The sequence below is a fragment of the Mycolicibacter hiberniae genome, assembly GCF_010729485.1.
GTDB lineage: Bacteria > Actinomycetota > Actinomycetes > Mycobacteriales > Mycobacteriaceae > Mycobacterium > Mycobacterium hiberniae.
This window is the reverse complement of the sequence record NZ_AP022609.1, coordinates 62,411-80,026: the sequence shown is the minus strand read 5'-3', so window position 1 is coordinate 80,026 and position 17,616 is coordinate 62,411. Positions and strand designations below refer to the sequence as shown.

Annotated in this window: 17 protein-coding genes; 11 read left to right on the top strand and 6 right to left on the bottom strand. The window is 68.4% G+C overall.

The window, feature by feature from the left end:
* The first annotated feature begins 4 nt into the window (after window positions 1-4).
* From G6N14_RS00400 to G6N14_RS00365, 8 genes are all read left to right on the top strand, one after another.
* Window positions 5-1,438 (top strand): FadR/GntR family transcriptional regulator, encoded by a 1,434-nt coding sequence (locus G6N14_RS00400; protein WP_085136658.1) that lies wholly within the window; start codon window positions 5-7, stop codon window positions 1,436-1,438.
* 82 nt (window positions 1,439-1,520) lie between these two features.
* Window positions 1,521-3,083: an AMP-binding protein gene (locus G6N14_RS00395; protein WP_085136657.1), complete on the top strand. Its 1,563-nt coding sequence runs from the start codon at window positions 1,521-1,523 to the stop codon at window positions 3,081-3,083.
* 30 nt (window positions 3,084-3,113) lie between these two features.
* The gene (locus G6N14_RS00390; RefSeq protein WP_085136656.1) at window positions 3,114-3,542 is read left to right on the top strand and encodes a Zn-ribbon domain-containing OB-fold protein; all 429 of its coding nucleotides are present in this window, start codon (window positions 3,114-3,116) and stop codon (window positions 3,540-3,542) included.
* A complete protein-coding gene (locus G6N14_RS00385) occupies window positions 3,539-4,744 on the top strand; it encodes a thiolase family protein (protein ID WP_109559881.1) in 1,206 nt (401 codons plus the stop codon). The genes G6N14_RS00390 and G6N14_RS00385 overlap by 4 nt, the downstream gene beginning before the upstream one ends.
* 51 nt (window positions 4,745-4,795) lie before the next feature.
* Window positions 4,796-5,968 carry a thiolase family protein gene (locus G6N14_RS00380; RefSeq protein ID WP_085136655.1) on the top strand — a complete coding sequence of 391 codons (1,173 nt, stop codon included), beginning with the start codon at window positions 4,796-4,798 and terminating at the stop codon, window positions 5,966-5,968.
* Window positions 5,965-6,804: an acyl-CoA thioesterase gene (locus G6N14_RS00375; RefSeq protein WP_085136654.1), complete on the top strand. Its 840-nt coding sequence runs from the start codon at window positions 5,965-5,967 to the stop codon at window positions 6,802-6,804. Before G6N14_RS00380 ends, G6N14_RS00375 begins: the two co-directional genes overlap by 4 nt.
* An 85-nt stretch (window positions 6,805-6,889) precedes the next feature.
* Window positions 6,890-7,984: a DUF7064 domain-containing protein gene (locus G6N14_RS00370; protein ID WP_085136653.1), complete on the top strand. Its 1,095-nt coding sequence runs from the start codon at window positions 6,890-6,892 to the stop codon at window positions 7,982-7,984.
* 27 nt (window positions 7,985-8,011) lie between these two features.
* Window positions 8,012-9,220, top strand: a complete 1,209-nt coding sequence (locus tag G6N14_RS00365; RefSeq protein WP_085136652.1) for a CaiB/BaiF CoA transferase family protein — start codon at window positions 8,012-8,014, stop codon at window positions 9,218-9,220.
* Between the two features lie 7 nt (window positions 9,221-9,227).
* Here the strand turns inward: G6N14_RS00365 and G6N14_RS00360 are convergent, their stop codons facing one another.
* The gene (locus tag G6N14_RS00360; RefSeq protein ID WP_085136651.1) at window positions 9,228-10,025 is read right to left on the bottom strand and encodes a FadR/GntR family transcriptional regulator; all 798 of its coding nucleotides are present in this window, start codon (window positions 10,023-10,025) and stop codon (window positions 9,228-9,230) included.
* Between the two features lie 95 nt (window positions 10,026-10,120).
* Between G6N14_RS00360 and G6N14_RS00355 the strand changes: the two genes are divergently transcribed.
* The 3 genes from G6N14_RS00355 to G6N14_RS00345 are packed head-to-tail and all read left to right on the top strand — an operon-like array spanning window position 10,121 to window position 12,241.
* The gene (locus tag G6N14_RS00355) at window positions 10,121-11,593 is read left to right on the top strand and encodes an aldehyde dehydrogenase family protein (RefSeq protein ID WP_085136650.1); all 1,473 of its coding nucleotides are present in this window, start codon (window positions 10,121-10,123) and stop codon (window positions 11,591-11,593) included.
* The gene (locus tag G6N14_RS00350; RefSeq protein ID WP_234808986.1) at window positions 11,578-11,793 is read left to right on the top strand and encodes a ferredoxin; all 216 of its coding nucleotides are present in this window, start codon (window positions 11,578-11,580) and stop codon (window positions 11,791-11,793) included. Before G6N14_RS00355 ends, G6N14_RS00350 begins: the two co-directional genes overlap by 16 nt.
* A 10-nt stretch (window positions 11,794-11,803) precedes the next feature.
* Window positions 11,804-12,241 (top strand): DUF2599 domain-containing protein, encoded by a 438-nt coding sequence (locus G6N14_RS00345; RefSeq protein WP_085136649.1) that lies wholly within the window; start codon window positions 11,804-11,806, stop codon window positions 12,239-12,241.
* On the opposite strand, the gene G6N14_RS00340 is transcribed toward G6N14_RS00345, so the two are convergent.
* The 5 genes from G6N14_RS00340 to G6N14_RS00320 are packed head-to-tail and all read right to left on the bottom strand — an operon-like array spanning window position 12,231 to window position 17,614.
* Complete coding sequence (locus tag G6N14_RS00340; protein WP_234808985.1) at window positions 12,231-12,971, bottom strand: RsiV family protein; 741 nt, start codon at window positions 12,969-12,971, stop codon at window positions 12,231-12,233. The two genes, G6N14_RS00345 and G6N14_RS00340, sit on opposite strands and share 11 nt — an antisense overlap.
* A gap of 23 nt (window positions 12,972-12,994) precedes the next feature.
* Entirely contained in the window at window positions 12,995-14,257 is a 1,263-nt protein-coding gene (locus tag G6N14_RS00335; protein ID WP_234808984.1) for an MlaD family protein, read from the bottom strand.
* Window positions 14,254-15,477: an MlaD family protein gene (locus tag G6N14_RS00330; protein ID WP_085136648.1), complete on the bottom strand. Its 1,224-nt coding sequence runs from the start codon at window positions 15,475-15,477 to the stop codon at window positions 14,254-14,256. Before G6N14_RS00330 ends, G6N14_RS00335 begins: the two co-directional genes overlap by 4 nt.
* Window positions 15,474-16,580 (bottom strand): MCE family protein, encoded by a 1,107-nt coding sequence (locus G6N14_RS00325; RefSeq protein ID WP_085136647.1) that lies wholly within the window; start codon window positions 16,578-16,580, stop codon window positions 15,474-15,476. Before G6N14_RS00325 ends, G6N14_RS00330 begins: the two co-directional genes overlap by 4 nt.
* Window positions 16,577-17,614 carry an MCE family protein gene (locus G6N14_RS00320; protein ID WP_234808983.1) on the bottom strand — a complete coding sequence of 346 codons (1,038 nt, stop codon included), beginning with the start codon at window positions 17,612-17,614 and terminating at the stop codon, window positions 16,577-16,579. The genes G6N14_RS00325 and G6N14_RS00320 overlap by 4 nt, the downstream gene beginning before the upstream one ends.
* Window positions 17,615-17,616 lie beyond the last annotated feature (2 nt).

Genomic DNA, 17,616 nt, shown 5'->3' with positions numbered 1-17,616 from the left:
GCATGTGAACCCAGAGCTGATCGTCCCCCGCGTCGACTCGCGTCGCGCCAAGCTGGCCGGACGTGCCGCCGAGCAGATCATCGCCGACGTCATCGAGCTGGGCTGGCCGGTCGGCCAGGTTCTGGGTTCGGAAGCCGAACTGCTGGCCCGCTACGGGGTGAGCCGCGCCGTCTTCCGGGAGGCGATTCGGCTGGTCGAGCACCAGCATGTGGCGCGGATGCGGCGCGGAACCGGCGGCGGGCTGGTGATCGACGAACCTGAGGTCGACGCCGTGATCGGCCCGGGCATCATCCACCTGCTGCGCGTCGACGCCACCCTCGACGAAGTGTTCGCCACCCGCATTCTGCTCGAGGAGTTGGCGGCCGAGATCGCCTCGCAACGGATCACCGAATCCGACATCGCCGCGATCCGCCACACCCTGGAGCAGGAATCCGCGGGAACGTTCTCCAATTACCGGCTGCTGCACTCTCAGCTGGCGACCCTGACCGCCAACCCGGTCCTCGAGCTGTTCGTCGAGGCGTTCGGACGGCTCACCAACTTCTATTTCAACGACAGCGCGGCGCTGCCGCCCGACACCGATCGCCAGACCGCGCGAGCGCACGACAGCATCGCCAGGGCGATCCTGACCAACAACCCCGGACAGGCCCGCGACCGGATGCGGCGCCATCTGCAGGCCGAGGCCGATTTCATCCGCGCCCAGCCGGCCACCCGTCAGCGGCTCGACCCGGCGGTCGCCCTGGCCGGAACCCTGGGCGACAAGCGGGGTGAGGCGCTGGCCCGCCGGCTGTTCGCCGAGATCCTGACGTCGGGCGCTGCCCCGGGCGCCTTCATCGGATCCGAGTCGACCTTGATGAGCACCCACCACGCCAGCCGCGCCGTGGTGCGCGAAGCGATCCGGATTCTGGAGTATCACCAGATCGCGCTGACCCGGCGCGGGCCCGGCGGCGGGCTGTTCGTCGCCGAGCCTGACATCTCCGCACTGGTCGAAATCATCACCATCTACCTGCGCCGGCGCGGGGTCCGGCTGCGCGACATCATGGACCTGCGGGCCGGACTCGAGCTGGCGGTGGTCGAGCAGGCGGCCGCGGCGCTGCGTGCGGCACCCGAGCGGGCCGATGCCCTCGAACAGGCGTTGCACCACGAGTGCAACAAGGGCCTGGGGCCGGCGTTTTCGCACGGCGAGGACTTCCACTCGACCTTGGCCTCGCTCACCGACAACAACGCGCTGCGGCTGGTCCACGGCGTCACCATGCGACTGGGCTGGCACTTCTTCGCCCAGCTCGCCGACGCCGACCCGCGTATCGGCGCGATCTCGCAACGGGCGAAGATCGAGCCCGCCCACCGCGGCATCCTCGATGCGCTCACCGCCGGTGACGCCGAATTGGCCGTGATGCGGATGCGCGCGCACATGACCGCGACCTCGGCGCCGGACGACTGACCCGGCCCCCGGGCTGCACCCGGGCCTTCCCCTGGCCCTTAATTGAGGATACTGTTCTAGCTATTTCGAGCGTGGAGGGTCGATGCAACATCCGTGGGACCAGCGTCTGGGCGTGTGGTGGATCGCCGAAGACCAACCCGACGCACCGGCCATCGTCGAATCTCCCAGCGGCCGCACCCTCAGCTTCGGTGAACTGACCGCGGCCGCGCACCGGGTTTCCCACGCCCTGCGCGCACACGGCCTCCCCCCCGGATCGGTGGTGGCCTACGCCCTGCCCAACGACGTGGACGCGGTCATCTGGCAACTTGCCACCAACGAGATCGGGCTGCGCTACCTGACGTTGAACACGGCCCTGTCGGCCGACGAGTTCACCTCGATCCTCGACCATTCCGGCGCCGGGGTGCTGGTCACCCACAGCGACTATCTGGACCGCTTCACCGCCCTACCCGAGGAGACCCGCGTCCGGATCGTCGTCGGCGATACGAACGCCGACGGGTTTGTGGCCGAATCGGACTTCCTGGCCGGGCAGCCGACCACCCCGCCCGCCGACCGCACGCAGGGCGATTCCATCCGGTATTCCTCGGGCACCACCGGCAAGCCGAAGGGGATCGTGCGCCAACTCGACGGCCGGGACCCTTCGGAGGCGGCGAACGCGATGGCCGTCTTCGGCCGCGCGTTCGACTTCCGTCCCTTCGACGGTGCTCACCTGGTCTCCACCGGCATGCACCACGCCGGTTGCCAAAGTTTCTACCTGGGAGCCCTCAACGTCGGTCAGCCACTGGCGATCCTGGGCCGCTTCGACGCCGAGCAGACGCTCGCCGCGATCGAACGCCACCGGGTGACAACCGCCTACATGGTGCCGACTCAGTTCGTCCGGATGCTCAAGCTCGCCCCCGAGGTACGCGCGAAGTATGACCTGTCCAGCCTGCGGTCGGTGGTGCACTCGGCCGCCCCGTGCCCCCTTGAGGTCAAAAAAGAGATGCTGGCCTGGTGGGGCCCGGCGATCTGGGAGACCTACGGCGGCACCGAGGGCGCCGCAACCATCGCCAAGCCGTACCGCTGGCTGCAGAAACCCGGAACCGTGGGCCGGCCGATCCGCGGAGTCCGGGTCAGAATCATCGACGACGACGGCCATGACCTGCCTGCCAACGCCATCGGCAACGTCTATATCGAGCGCCTGGACGGGGAACGCTTCGAATACCGCAATGACGCCGAACTGACGGCCTCGGTGCATCGCGGGTCCGCCTTCACCATCGGTGACGTCGGCTACCTCGACGACGACGGCTACCTGTTCATCTGCGACCGCGCCAAGGACATGATCATCAGCGGTGGCGTCAACATCTACCCGGCCGAGGTCGAAGGCGCCTTGAGCACTCACCCCGCCGTCGCCGACGCCGCCGTCATCGGCGTACCCGACCCGGAATGGGGCGAACAGGTCAAAGCGGTGGTCGAGCTGCTCGACGGGGCCGAGCCCAGCGACCAGCTGGCCGACGAACTGATCACGTACTGCCGCGACCGGCTGGCCGGATTCAAATGCCCGCGCTCGGTGGATTTCGTCACCGCGCTGCCCCGCACCGAAACCGGAAAGCTGGTCAAACGTACGCTCCGCGACGCCTACTGGGCGGGCGCGGGACGACAGGTCTGAACCGAACCCGATCGAAAGGACCGCGACGCCATGAGCGAGACCGCTGCTGGGAAACCCATCCCGATAGTCGGGTATCTGAGCCTGGAGGACCCCCCGAAGCTGGTCGCGACGGTATGCGTCACCTGCGGCGCGTACTACTTCGACCGGCGCGACGCCTGCGCGTCGTGTTTCGGCGCTGACTTCACCACCGAGCCGGTTTCGCCCACCGGAACCCTGGAGACCTTCACCGTGGTCGAAGTGGCCGCCCCCGGCGTGCCCGTGCCCTACGTGGCCGGCGTGGTGGACTGCGCCGGCATCTCGGTGCGGGCCAACGTCGTCAACGTCGATCCCACGGTGGATGCGGTCCGCCTGGGCATGCCCCTGCGCCTGACCACCTTTCCGATCGGTACCGACGACGAGGGCCGTACCGCGATCGGGTTCGGATTCGAGCCGGCGAACGAAAGCGAGGACCTGCGGTGAACGGTGACCTCTGGATTCTGGGCATCTCGATGACCAAGTTCGGCAAGCGGCCGGATCGCGACGGGGTGGGGCTCGGCGTCGAAGCCGCCCGCGCTGCCCTGGCCGACGCCGGGGTCACCGTCGCCGACATCGACGTGCTGGCCGCCGGCAACCTGTTCGGCCCACCCGGCTACGGGCAGGCCGTCCAGAAGCAGCTCGGCCAGACCGGCATCCCGGTGTTCAACGTGGCCAACGCCTGCGCCACCGGTGCCACAGCGCTGCGCACCGCCATGCTGGCGATCAAGGCCGGTGAAGCCCACCTCGGGCTGGCGGTGGGCGCCGAGAAGCTCGCCGGCGCCGGGATGCTCGGCGCCTCCGGCAAGGCCGGCACCGGACCCAAGACCTGGCAGCCACAGGGCCGGCTGGATGCGGTCACCGGACTGGAGGGCCGCGTCGGGACCGACCTGATGCCCGGGGTGTTCGCCCAGATCGGCATGCAGTACCTGCATCGCCACGACTACGCCGGAACACCGCTGGAACTGTTCGCCCGGATCAGCGAGAAGAACCACTCCCATTCCACGCTGAACCCGCTGGCGGCCCACACCAAAGCCATGTCCGCGCAGGAGATCATGAACGATGTCATGATCGCCTATCCGAACACCCGCCCGATGTGTTCGGCCAACTGCGACGGCGCGGCCGCGGCCGTAGTGGTCAGCGACGAACGGCTCCAATCACTTTCGGCCGAGCAGCGCCGGCGGGCAGTCAAGGTCAGCGCCTCGGTGCTGACCACCGATCCCTGGGAACCGGCATGCCAGGTACTTCCCAACGTCAACACCGTCACCCGTAACGCCGCAACCCAGGCCTACGAGCAGGCCGGGATCGGACCCGCCGATCTGGACCTCGTGGAGCTGCACGACTGCTTCGCCACCGCCGAACTGGTGCACTACGACAACCTGGGCCTGTGCCCGCCCGGCGGCGCGGTCGACTTCTTCGAAAGCGGCGCACCCTGGCGCGACGGCAAGCTTCCCGTCAACGTCTCCGGCGGCCTGCAATCCAAGGGCCACCCGATTGCGGCCACCGGCATCGCCAACGTGTGGGAGATCTGCCAGCACCTGCGCGGCGAGGCCGGACCGCGCCAGATCGACGGCGCCCGTGTCGGTTTGGCGCATGTCATCGGCCTGGGTTCCACCTGCGGCATCCACATTCTGGAAAAGGCCGGCTGACTCCCCGCACCCATCGACCCAGACAGCATCCCCCAGGGCAGAGGAGTCCCCGTGACCACACACCAGACACCCGGCCGCGACGCGGTGATCGTCGGCGCGGTGCGCACGCCGGTCGGGCGCCGCAACGGCGCGCTGTCGGGCATCGCCGCCGGCGAAGTGTCCGCGCAGGTGCTGCGGGCCCTGGCCGATCGCACCGGAATCGATCCCGCGGTCGTCGACGACGTCATCTGGGGCTGTGTGAGCCAGGTCGGCGAGCAGACCGGCAACATCGCCCGGCACGCGGTGCTCAGTGCCGGCTGGCCCGAGGACGTGCCCGGCACCACGGTGGACCGGCAGTGCGGATCCAGCCAGCAGGCGCTGCACTTCGCGGCGGCGGGGGTCATCTCCGGCCAGTACGACGTCGCCGTGGCCGGCGGGGTGGAGATGATGAGCCGGGTGCCTATGGGCGCCTCGCGCGGCGTCGACGTGGGCGATCCGATGACCGAATCCGAGCGGGAACGCTACGGCGTCAAGCACTTCCACCAGGGCCTCGGCGCCGAAATGATCGCTGAGCGCTGGTCGCTGTCGCGTTCGCAGATCGACGAGTTCAGCGCCGGTTCGCACCACCGCGCGGCGCGGGCCATCCAAGCCGGCGAGTTCGCCGAGGAGATCGTTCCGGTGGCCCTGCCCGACGGAACGACTGTGGACACCGACGGCGGGGTCCGGCCGGACACCACGGCCGAGAAACTCGCCGGGTTGAAGCCCGCCTTCGCCGCCGACGGCGTGATCACCGCGGGCAGCTCGTCGCAGATCAGCGACGGGTCCGCGGCACTGCTCATCACCACCTCCGAGCGGGCCCGCGCACTGGGGCTCGCGTCGTGGGCCCGCATCCATACCGCAGTGCTCGCCGGTTCCGACCCGGTGATGATGCTGACCGCGCCGATACCCGCCACCGCCAAGGCCCTCGACCGGGCCGGCCTGGCCATATCGGATATCGGCACGTTCGAGGTCAACGAGGCGTTCGCCCCCGTGGTGCTGGCCTGGCTGAAGGAGACCGGGGCCGTCGAGCCGGCGACCAACCCGAGCGGCGGGGCGATTGCGCTGGGCCACCCGCTGGGCGCCTCCGGCGCACGCCTGATGACCACGATGGTGCATCGCATGCGGCGCGAAGGAATACGTTTCGGCCTGCAGACGATGTGCGAGGGCGGCGGGATGGCGAATGCGACGATCATCGAGTTGCTGTGAACCTCACCTCGCGTGAGGTGTTCGACGGGGAGCAGGTCACTCCCACAGCGGTGGCCGAGCTGTTGACGCTGCGGCGGCTTCCGCACGACCGCTTCCTTGCCGACCCGGTGGCGGTGACCGGTCGGCGCGCCATCTACGGCGGCCAGATCGCCGCCCAGGCGCTGCGCGCCGCCAGCCTCACGGTGCCCGGCGACCGGGTGGCGCACTCGCTGCACGGGTACTTCTTGGCGGCCGGCGATGCCGGCAGGCCGGTGGAGCTGCGCGTGGACCGCGATCGCGATGGCGGGCGCTACTCGGGCCGGCGCGTCACCGCGTATCAGGGCACCACCGCGATCTTCTCGATGGGATGCTCCTTCTCGCGTCCCAAAGATGACGCCACCGAGTACCAGGCCGTCGAGATCCCCGCCGTGCCGCCTCCGGCCGAGCTGGTCACCTACGAACTCAATGCCTCGCGCACCTTCGACCTGGAAGCGCGGGTGCCCGACGGCGGCCAACCCTGGTACCGGTGGCCGGCGCAGTTCTGGGTCCGCATCCGCGAGCCGCTGGACGACGATCCGAATGCCCGGGCCTGCGGGGTGGTGTTCGTCTCGGATCTGTGCACCGGGCTGTCCCGGGCACCGGAGATCGAACGGGTGGGGCTGCTGCCGAGCATCGATCATGCGGTGTGGCTGCACCGGCGCGGCGATCCCAACGACTGGCTCCTGCTCGATCTGCATCCGCTGGCCGCCTCGGGCGGCCGCGGCGTCTACGCCGGTCAGATCTACGACCAACGCGGCGCTCTGGTGGCCAGCCTGACCCAGGAGTCGCTGTTCGACGCCACCGGCGGGGCACCGTAGGCAGGCGTCCGGCGCGGGTCGTCCGGCTGGCTGATCGCAGCAATTAACTACTAAATCAGTATCCTTTTCAGTTAGGATCACGGCTATGTCGACCAGGCCGTCAGCGGACACGTTGGGAGCCACACCGCAAGCCGTTAGCGCGGATTGCCCGTTCACCCCGGCCGACGACGACTTCCACCCGTGCCCGGCCGACCCGTTCTGGACCGAGACCACCTGGTGGTCGTTCAACATCCCCGAACGCAAGATCGGCGGGTGGCTGCACGCGGAGTTCCACACCAGCCGCGGCACCGCGACATGGCGGGTCTACGTGTGGGATCCAGCCGGTGCGACCCCGGAGCATCTGCGGTATTTCCGGATGCGCAGCGATGTCCCCCTCGCCGACACCAGCCTGGATCTGCGCGACATCGTGCTGCCCGGCGGCGGGTTCAGTGTGCAGATGGTGCGCCCCATGCGCGAATACCGCATCGAGTACCAGGACCCGGAGTCCGACTTCGCGGTGCGGCTCACCTTCGAGGGCACCCACGACCCGCGCCGATTCACCCCCGGCGAACCGCCGTTCATGACGCACACCCACTTCGATCAGCTCGGCCACGTCACCGGCGAGCTGGTGCTGAACGGGGAGCGGATTCCGATCGACTGCTACTCGATCCGGGACCGGACCTGGGCCCCGCGGGGCGGTCCCCGGCCCCCGCGAACCGCCCCGGCGGCCCAGGGCGACCGGGTCCTGCACCCCGGCGGTGCACGCTGGCGGGAGATCGAGCGAGAACGCGGCCGCGGCCGGATCCAGTACATCTTCGGCCATTGCGGACCGCGCACCGGCTTTCTGGCCTTCGCACGGGTCGCCGAGGGCGACGCCGAGGGTTGGTCTCCGCTGAACCACGGCTGGCTGTTGCGGGACGGCCGTTTCGAGCGGTTGGACAAATCGGCCAGCCGGATGAAGAACTACCGCGACCCGGTCACCGGCTGGAGTTCGCACATGCACGTGCATCTGGTGGACGTCACCGGCCGGGTGATGGACGCCGAGGGGTTCACGGTCAGCCACATCTGCGAGCGCGGCGGCGGCAGCACCGCGCTCATGCGGTGGGACCTCGACGGTGAGATCGGCTGGGGTGAAGACCAAGACATCTGGCATCCACAACATTTCGCTCGCATGCTCGAAGCCCTGCACGCCACGCACTGACGCGAAACCTAGACCAGGAGAAACCAAGTGATCCGACCGTTCGAGGGCGTACGCGTCATCGAGGTGGCCGCGTGGACATTCGTCCCGGGCGCCGGCGCCATTCTGGCCGACCTCGGTGCCGACGTGATCAAGGTCGAGCCGCCGACCGGTGACCCCCAACGGGGCCTGCTGAATTCGCTCAACGGCGACACGTCGCTGCCCAATCCCTTCCTGCAGGTGCCCAACCGCGGCAAGCGCAGCATCACCCTGGACCTGTCCCGCCCCAGTGGCATCGCGACACTTCGCCAGTTGACCGCCACCGCTGACGTGTTCTTGACCAGTTACCTGCCCAAGGTGCGCGCCAAGCTCGGCATCGAGGCGGAAGACCTGCGCGCCGGCCACGAGCGCCTCATCTACGCCCGCGGTTCCGGATGGGGCAGCCGCGGGTCCCAGGCGGACGCCGGCGGATTCGATGCCGCCGCGGCATGGTCGGCGGCCGGCGTCCAGCACAAGCTCACCGCACCCGGCGCCGACGCGCCGGCCGCGCAGCCGGCCGCGTTCTTCGACCTGCAGGGCTCCAGCGCGATCGCCGGTGCGATCGCCATGGCCCTGTTCCGCCGCGAGCGGACCGGCCAGGGCGGGGTGGTCGATGTGTCACTGCTGAACACCGGCATGTGGACAATGGGTCCGGATCTGGCCGCCAGCGCGGTCGGCGTCAGCGAGATCCCCCGCACCGACCGCCGGGAAGCGCCGAATCCGATCGTCAACAGCTACCGCACGGCCGATGATCGGTGGCTGAATCTGGTGTGCCTGCAATCCGATCGGTTCTGGCCCGAATTGTGCGAAATCGTCGGGCGCACCGACTTGGCCGCCGACGAGCGATTCGGCAATACCGCGCAGCGCTTCGCCAACCGCTCGGCCTGCGTCGCCGAACTCGACAAGGTCTTCGGCTCGCGGACCCTGGCGGAGTGGAAGCAGCTGCTCGCGGGGTTCTCCGGAGTATGGTCGGCCGCGGCCACCTTCGACGAGGTGTGCGAAAGCCCGCAGGTGGCCGACAACGGCTACCTGCCCACGGTCACCGGAGCAGACGACCGCCCCTTCCGACTGGTCGCCCCGCCCTACCAATTCGACGAGACCCCCAACGTTCCGGTCGGTCCCGCGCCCGAACTCGGACAGCACACCGAGGAGATCCTACTGGAGTTCGGGCTGGACTGGGATGCGATCAACTCCCTGCGCGACGACGGCGCCCTGGGCTGATGCGATGTCAGACGTAGAGGTCGAGCACGGTTTCCCTGGCGAGTCCGCCCCACAGCATGTTGCGGCCGGCCCGTTCCATGTGCGCGCTCCAGAGCTCTTTTGCCTCAACGCCTTTGCCCGCTTCGATCAGCGCGGTGAACTTGTTGAAGGTCCGGATGGTGCGCTTGAACTGCTTCTCGATCTCGTCGTGATTGCCCCCGGCCACCGCCATCACCCGGGCCATATGGCGGGTGACGACTTCGCGCAGCACGGCGCCGACCAGAGCGATCGTGTTGTTGCCGGCCCGTTCCAGGATCAGGTCGTGGAACCTGAAGGTGGCAGCCGACCACTCTCCGAAGTCGGCGGCGTCGGTTCCCCGGGCGACCAGCGCCGCCAGCGCCGCGGCCGCAGCCTTGAGGTCCTCGACGTCGTGCGGTGTGGCACGTTGCGCCAGCATCTGCGCTGCGGCGGGCTCGAAGACCTTGCGGGCCTCGTAGAGGTCGGCCAGCGTGGTTCCCGACATCTGCAGGAGCAAGCCGAAGTTGCGGGCCGCCACGGAGGTTTCCGGTGCGGACACCAGAACCCCGCCCCGCGACCCGCGCCGGACGACGATGAGCGATTCGCTCTCCAGAATGCGAAACGCCTCCCGCAGGGTGGGCCGCGAGACGCCGAACTGCTTGACCAGTTCCACCTCGGTGGGCAGCGCGTCACCGTCCTTCAGGACACCCCGGACAATGCTGCTGCGCAGATGATCGGCGATGATCTCGGCCGTCTTGGGCGCCCGCACCAGCTTTGTCGAACCAGCGCCCGGATTCACCGTAGCCATATCAGCACTCCTTGGCCGTCCGCGGCGCACCACGCCCGCCCCGAACCCGAATATCTAATTCAGCATACTCATCGCCCATCTACCAGGAGGATTCCGTGACCACGACACGACTACCGGCCCGCGGCCTGTTCATCAACGGCTCGTGGGTCGAAGGCTCGGGCAGCGAAGTCCTCGAGGTCGTCAACCCGGCGAATGAGGAGATCATTGCCGAGGTGCCGCAGGCGACCACCGCGGATATCGACACCGCCGTCGCAGCGGCGCGCACCGCTTTCGACGAAGGCCCTTGGCCCACAATGCGTCCCGCCGAACGCGGACGCATCCTGGCAGCGATGGCCGATGAGCTGACCCGCCGGAGAGCCGAACTCGTCGAACTGAACATCGCCGAGGCCGGCTCCACCCGGATGCTGGCCGACATGCTCCAGGTGGGCACCCCCATCGACCACTTCAACGACCTGGTGCACCGCGTGCTGCCCCAATTCTCGTTCGAGGCGCCGGTGCCGCCCATCTACGGCCAGGGCATCGGGCACGGGGTCGCGGTGCGCGAACCCTACGGTGTCGCCGCGCTGATCACCGCGTTCAACTTTCCTATCCTGCTGAACCTGGCCAAGGTGGGTCCGGCGCTGGCCGCGGGTTGTACGGCGGTGCTCAAGTCCTCGCCCTACACCCCGTTGGAGGCCATGGTTCTCGGTGAGATCGCCGAGGCTGCCGGGCTGCCGCCGGGCGTGCTGAACGTCGTCACCGGCGATATCGCCGCGGGTGAGCGCCTGACCCGCCATCCGGGCGTGGACATCATCAGTTTCACCGGATCCGACGCCGTCGGCCGCAAGGTCTACACCCAGGGCGCTGAGAGCATCAAGAAGGTGGTGCTCGAGCTCGGCGGTAAGTCGGCGAACATCCTGCTCGCCGATGCCGACCTGGACAAGGCGCTGCAGGGCGTGCTGGCCGGCTTCATCACCCACGCCGGTCAGGGCTGTGCCCTGCAGACCAGGATTCTGGTGCACGAGTCGCTGCACGACGATCTGGTGGCCCGGATCGTCGGTGTCCTGGGATTCATCAGCGTCGGTGATCCGTCCGACCCCGCGACCATGATGGGACCGCTGATCCGCGAGGTGCAGCGCGAGCGGGTGGAGTCGCTGATCGCCAGCGGTGTCGAAGAGGGCGCGCAGATCGCCTTCGGCGGCAAGCGCCCGGCACACCTGGACCGCGGCTATTACGTCGAGCCGACGCTGTTCGTGGGTGTCGACAACAGCATGCGCATCGCGCAGGAGGAGATCTTCGGCCCTGTCGCGGTGGTGATTCCGTTCACCGATGACGACGACGCGGTGCGGATCGCCAACGACAGCCGCTACGGTCTGGCCGGCGGGGTGTGGTCGGCGGATCCGTTGCGCGCCGACGCGGTCGCCCGAAGGCTGCGGACCGGGATGGTCGTGATCAACGGCGGCGGTGGGGGACTCAACCCGGCTTCCCCGTTCGGCGGCTACAAGCAGAGTGGCATCGGCCGCGAGTTCGGCGAGTACGGGCTGTCGGAATACCTGCAGCACAAAGCCTTGCAGTGGCCGGTCGGGTAGGCACGGCGGTGCGCGCGATCGTCGACCACGACCGCTGTGAGGGGCACGGCCGGTGCTTTGCCGTGGCACCCGATCTCTTCGACCTCGATGACGACGGATACAGCGTGGTCGACGAGATCACGGTGCCCGAAGGCCGGCACGACGACGCACGCGAGGCCGCGTCGTCGTGCCCCCGCGCGGCCATCCGACTGGTGGACTGAGAAGGATGTGATGAGCGGGGAACGCGTGGCCGCCACCGCCGCCGGGGTGCTGGCGGTGCTGTTCGCCGGCAGTTCGGCGAACGCCGATCCGGTGCCCCCGCGCCCGCCGGGTTCACCGCAGTACATCGACCATGTGGAGTGGGTCGACAACGGCGACCGGGCGACCCTGCGGGTGTTCCCCACCGCGTGGGGGTGGGCCGCATCCGGGGTGTTCACCAATGGCGCCCAAAGCTATGACGCCTGGGCTGAGCTCCTGCAGAACGCACCGGATGCCAACACCCTGACCATGCAGAAGCAGTTCTTCTGTTTCTGGCAGCTGTCCTCGTTCACCAATCCGGGCAAGGTCGGCACCTGGAACCTGGAGCCGTGGCGGCCGGTGGTGGCCGACACGATCATGCTCAACTCGGGGTGTAACCCGGGCGGCCCCGACGACGTCCTCAACTGGTGATCGGCACGAATTCCGGTGCGATGAGGTCGATCACGGCTGGCCAGGGAATCGTGATGACGTGTACGCCGCGGCCGACCTGGTACTCGGGGAAATGCAGTTCTAGCCCCTGCGCGGTGGGAATCCACGCTCTGAAGTTGCGTTCCAGCGGGGCCATTCCGGGGCCGTATTCCGCCCAGCCGCCCAGCGGAGCCGGATAGACCGTCGGCAGGATCTTCTTGGTGAGCTCCGAAAGCCTGCGCAGACCGGCCTGTCTGTCGACGAAGAGGTTCTCCCAGACGATCTGAATCCCGCTGCGCGCATCGAAAACCCGGGTCGCCACCGTCTTGTACGGCATGTTCGGCAGCTCGACGGCGTTGTACTCACCGTCGAACAACGCCGATACGGTGACCGGCCGGAACAACAACCGCCCCTGAGTGTGAAAGGTCCATGGCGTCGTGTGGCTGGAGCTGGCCACGTAGGTGGCGATCTGCCCGGCGGCCTCGTCGTCGAGGATCTGGTTGATCGGATCGGTGATCGCCGGGTCGCCCCCGGCGACCCTCTCGTAGTCCACCGTCCAGGTCCCCAGCTCGTTGGGACTGGTCCCGGTCAGCCTCGCCGCAATCACGGCGTAGCCGACACCACCTGATGCCGGGTCGGCCGGGGCCGGTGCCGGCGACAACAGCGCCAGGACCGCCGCCAGCAGGACCGGCAGCGTGCGGCGCCACAGCGGGCGTGGTCCGGATTCCGACATGGGTGCGCTCCTTTCGACTGCACTCATGGCCCACTCGGCGGCGGGGGTAGGGGCAGCGTCGGTCCGGCATAGGGCAGGTCAATGGTGTACGGCCCCTGCGGGGTCGGGTCGGCGCGCTGCAACGGGTTGACGCCGGGCGGCGGTCCCGCGGTGTCGTCCCCCGGCGGTCTGGGCGCGTTGCGTGCGCCCCGAACCAGATACTTCGGGTCGGGGTTGGGGCAATAGGTGTACAGGTACGGTTCCGGATGGTCGGCCACCGTCGGCGGGGCCTTGGGCAGGTTGAAGTCGCACGAATACCGTTGGTAGAGACTGACGGCTCCCCACACGCCACCGTCCCGGAAGGTACTGGCGGCCGCGTCCAGTGCCGATCCGTCGCGGTACTGCGGGAAGAACAGCTCCTGCAACGCCGGGACTCGCACGTACATCAGTTGCGAGACCGTCGTCAGATTGCCCAGCAGCTGCACCATGGTGGGTGAGTTGTCCGCGATCAGGGCGTCGATACCCGCCATGGCCGCCGGTCCGCTGTCGAGAAGCCGCCGATACCCACCGTCCATCTGCTGCACCCCGCGCAGCACCGACGACAGGTTCGCCGAGGTCGCCGCCAGCCCCGGACTGACATCGCCGACGGTGGAGAGCACGACCTTGCTGGTGTTGAGCAGACTCACCGTCTGCGGCAACACCGAGTCCAGCGTCGACGCCAGGAACGCGCCGCCGTCGAGGATGGCCGCCAGCTTCTGCGGCCCCTGCCGACCGACCCGGAGCTCGTCGAAGACGGCGGCCAGTGTCGCCGGATCGAGCTGGGCCAGCGTGCCGTCCATATCCGCCAGCAGTGTCGACAGTGCGACCGGTGTGCGTGTCCGGGCGGTGTCGATTTCGGCCCCGTCGCTCAGATACGGTCCGGCGTTGGTATCGGCCCGGAAGTCCAGGTACTGCTCTCCCGCCGGCGACAGTGCCGATACGTGCGCAACGCTGCCCGCCGGCACGGCGGCACCCGGGTCCAGAGCGGCGATCGCCACGACCCCGTCGCCGGACATGTCGATCGAGTGCACGCGGCCGATGGGCACGCCCCGCAGCGTCACGTCCTGGCCGGGCAGCAGCCCACCGGTCTCGGCCAGGTGCACCCGCACCTTGATGTCCGATCGCGCCGGATCGATCCGCAGCGTGCCGAACAGCAGGTAGAGCACCCCGACCACCAGCATCACCGCCAGCGCCGCCGCCGACAGCCCCAGCCGTCGCGCCCGCAGGTAGCGCAGCGCATCCAGACTCCACCCGAGCATCGCGGTCATGGCAACCCCGCCGGAGGAGTCGAGACGCCCGGTGCCAGCAGATTGGGCCGGGGCGGTGCCGGTGTCAGTTCGCCGGGCCGCGGGCCGATCAGATCGGGCGGGGGTACCAGCCCGGGCGGCATGGTGGGGGCGCCCCAGAACTTGTCACGGACCTTGATCAGCGCATAGCTGATGCTGCCGACCATATTGCGGAAGTCCTCCCGGGTGGGCCCGTGGCTGCCGGGGTCACCGGGGTGGTGGAGGTCGGCGAATGCGCCGACCGCCATATCGGCCAAGTCGATATCGACGTGCGAGGAGGTGGAGTTCGTCAGCTTCAGCATCGGCCCGAAAACTCTGCTGAAATTCTCCAGGGAGGCGTCCGGGGCGTTGGTCGCCGCGTCCAGGCCGGCCGACAGCCGGTTGAGATCGGCGATCATACTGCGCGATATCTCACCCCTGACCGACGGAAACTTGGCCAGTTGCAACGTGATGCGGTTGATGTTTGCGGCCAGGTCCACGACGTGATCGGTGTTGCCGGCCAGGGTTCCCAGTGCCGGCGCGCTTGCCTCGATGGCCTCGTCGATGCTCTGCTGCCGATCCGACAGCGTCGTGGACAGCTCGCCGCTCTGCGCGAGCACCGTTTTGATGGCCGTCGATCGGTCTGAGAGGTTCTGCACGATCCGGGTGGACTCGTCGAGGAACTGCTTGAGATCCTCGCCCTTGCCGCCGACCGCATGCCCCATGCCGTTGACGACATTGATCACATTGCGGATGGCGCCGCCGTTGCTGAGCAGAGACGCCGTGGTGAGCACCTGCTCGACGGAGGCGGCCGTGGCGGTCGCGTGCGCGGGAATCGCATCGCCCGGTGCCATCAGCACGACACCCGGGTGGGCGTCCGCGGGCGGCTTGAGCGAAACGAAGATGTCACCCAGCGGCGTCGCCGACCGCAGCTCGGCGGTGGTGCCGACCGGGATCTGGGTGTCCGCGGATATCCGCATGGTGACCACGGCGGTGTAGTCCCGCGCCGACATCGACTCCACTTCGCCCACATCTGCTCCGGAGAGCCGAACCTTGGCCTTGGTGGGAAGGTTGAGGGCGTTGGCGAATGTGGCGGTGATGGGGTAGGTCCGGGCTCCCGCGGACGGTGCGGGCAGCGGCAGCCGGTCCAGGCCGACCGAACAGGAGCTGAGGGCGCCGGCCAGCACCACCGCCGCGGTCACAGAGCTGATGCGTGACGTCATGAACCCAGACCCGCCAGTCCCTCGATCATGCTGGTGATGCCGAAATCGGGACCGAAGTCCTGGATTGTTCCGGTGGCGCAGCCCAACTGACGCATGCCCAGCAGGTTGCACATCTCTTTGGTGGCCTGCGTGTTCAGCTCGACCTGGTCCAGCAGCGGATGCGCGCGAATGGCTGCCTTGATGGGGTCGATCATGTTGTAGACGTTGTCCGCCAGCATCGGGATGAGGTCGAGCGTCTCAGCCATCTCGCGGCGGTAGTCGGCTATCGCCCGGGTGACGGTCTCGGCGTTTGCTGTGGTGGATTTGAGGACGTCGCGGTTGCTTTCCAGCAGGTCGGTTATCTCCGTGAGGATCTGATTGAGCTGTGCGCCGGTGGATCCACGGCCCAGGCGCTGGCCTTCCAGGACGCTGCTCAACTGCCGCACCGCGGTGCCGAATTCCCGGATGGTCGCATCGTTGTCGGCGGCGGCTTTGGTCAGCCGGTCGAGGTTGGTGATGATCGTGGTGATCGCCTCGCGGGTGGGGGCCCCGCGGTCCTGGCTCATCTTCAGCGCCTCCGACAGCTGGCTCAGCGCCGACCGGATCTTGGTGCCGTTTCCGCCGGTCATCGATGCGCTGATGCTGAGCAGATCGGCGACCGGCCCCGAACCTGCACCGTCGCCGGCCAATTGCAGCGACAGCTTGTCGATCATCGCCAGCACCCGGTCGAACTCCACCGGTGTGCGGGTGCGGGCGAGGCTGAGCGAGTCGTTGTCGGCCAGCAGCGGTCCGCCCCGGTACACCGGGGTGAACTCGATGTGCCGGTCGGTGAGGATCGAGGTCGAGACCGTGACGGCCTGGGCGTCCGCCGGGATCTTGACTCCGCCGTCGATGTACATGGTGACCTGCACGTAGTCGCCCCTGGCCTCGATCTTGACGATCTTGCCCACGCGCATGCCCAGCACGGAGACGGCGTTGCCCTCATAGAGTCCGCTGGCGTTGTCGAACTGGGCCGTGACGGTCATGCCGCGGGCCAGCGGCCCCGGTGAGTCGTGGGAACAGCCGAACGCGGCCAGGGCCATCGCGACGACCCCGAGCGCCTTGGCGATCAGCCGCCCGCTCATCCGCAGTCCTCGAAGTAGTGCGGCAGGTTGAACTGCTTGGCACGGCCGCTGATCGCGCACATGAACGAGTCGATGAGCGTGCCGCCCGTCGAACTGAAGTCGAACTCGTTGCCGTTGCCCGTCGCGTTGGAGAAGTTCCTGATCGGAACGGGCATGATCTGCAACATATTCCGGAACAGCTCATCGTTGCGGCCGACCGAGGACAGCATTCCGTCGAGGTTGGCCAGCAGTTCGCGGGTCTGGCGGCGATCCCCAACGAGCACCGGTTGCAGCTGCGCGATGAGCTTGGTGGTCGCGTTGATGAGTCGCACGATGACCTCCCGCCGGGCCGCCAGGTCGGCGAGCACATCGCGGCCCTGCAGCATCAGCACCCCCAGGCTGCTCTGCTGCCTGCCCAACAGTTCGGACACCTGCTGCGTGCTGCGCAGCAGACTGCCGATCTCGTCGCGCCGGGCCCCGATGACCGCGGACAGGTGCGCAATGTTGTCGAGTGCCTGGGGCAGGATCTCCGGGCCGCCTTGCAGCTGCCGGGACAATGTGGTCATCGAGTGGGCGATCTTCTCGGCGTCGACGGCGTCGAACGTCGTGGTCGCATCCTGCAGCGCGGATTGCAGGTCGTAGGGCACTTCGGTGTTGGCCAACGGGATGCGCCGCTGGGCCAGCCCTCCGGAGCCGGCCGGCCGTAGGTCCACATAGCGCGCGCCGAGCAACGTGGTGAGCTTGATCGACGCTCGAGTGTCCGCTCCCAGGTGCAGGCCTTTGTCGATCTCCATCGCCACGGCCACGTGGTCGTCTTCGAGCCGAAGGCCCTTGACCGCACCGACCCGGACGCCGGCCACCGTGATCTGGTCGCCGGCACTCAGGCCGGCGGCCTGAGCGAAGTCAGCGGTGTAGGTGAGGCGGCCCACGCCCATCTTTCCCATGCCCAGCACGCCGCCGCAGAGCAGCGCGATCACCGCCACCGTGACTAGCCCGAGCCGCAGGTTGCCGTGGCTCTCGATGGGGCGCCGCAGCACGGCGCTGATCCTGTTCACGT

Excerpts from the sequence above, each read along its gene's own strand:
- G6N14_RS00395 (WP_085136657.1), top strand. The coding sequence starts at position 1,521 with ATGCAACATCCGTGGGACCAGCGTCTGGGCGTGTGGTGGATCGCCGAA.
- G6N14_RS00390 (WP_085136656.1), top strand. The coding sequence starts at position 3,114 with ATGAGCGAGACCGCTGCTGGGAAACCCATCCCGATAGTCGGGTATCTG.
- G6N14_RS00370 (WP_085136653.1), top strand. The coding sequence starts at position 6,890 with ATGTCGACCAGGCCGTCAGCGGACACGTTGGGAGCCACACCGCAAGCC.
- G6N14_RS00360 (WP_085136651.1), bottom strand. The coding sequence starts at position 10,025 with ATGGCTACGGTGAATCCGGGCGCTGGTTCGACAAAGCTGGTGCGGGCG.
- G6N14_RS00345 (WP_085136649.1), top strand. The coding sequence starts at position 11,804 with ATGAGCGGGGAACGCGTGGCCGCCACCGCCGCCGGGGTGCTGGCGGTG.
- G6N14_RS00340 (WP_234808985.1), bottom strand. The coding sequence starts at position 12,971 with ATGTCGGAATCCGGACCACGCCCGCTGTGGCGCCGCACGCTGCCGGTC.
- G6N14_RS00335 (WP_234808984.1), bottom strand. The coding sequence starts at position 14,257 with ATGACCGCGATGCTCGGGTGGAGTCTGGATGCGCTGCGCTACCTGCGG.
- G6N14_RS00330 (WP_085136648.1), bottom strand. The coding sequence starts at position 15,477 with ATGACGTCACGCATCAGCTCTGTGACCGCGGCGGTGGTGCTGGCCGGC.
- G6N14_RS00325 (WP_085136647.1), bottom strand. The coding sequence starts at position 16,580 with ATGAGCGGGCGGCTGATCGCCAAGGCGCTCGGGGTCGTCGCGATGGCC.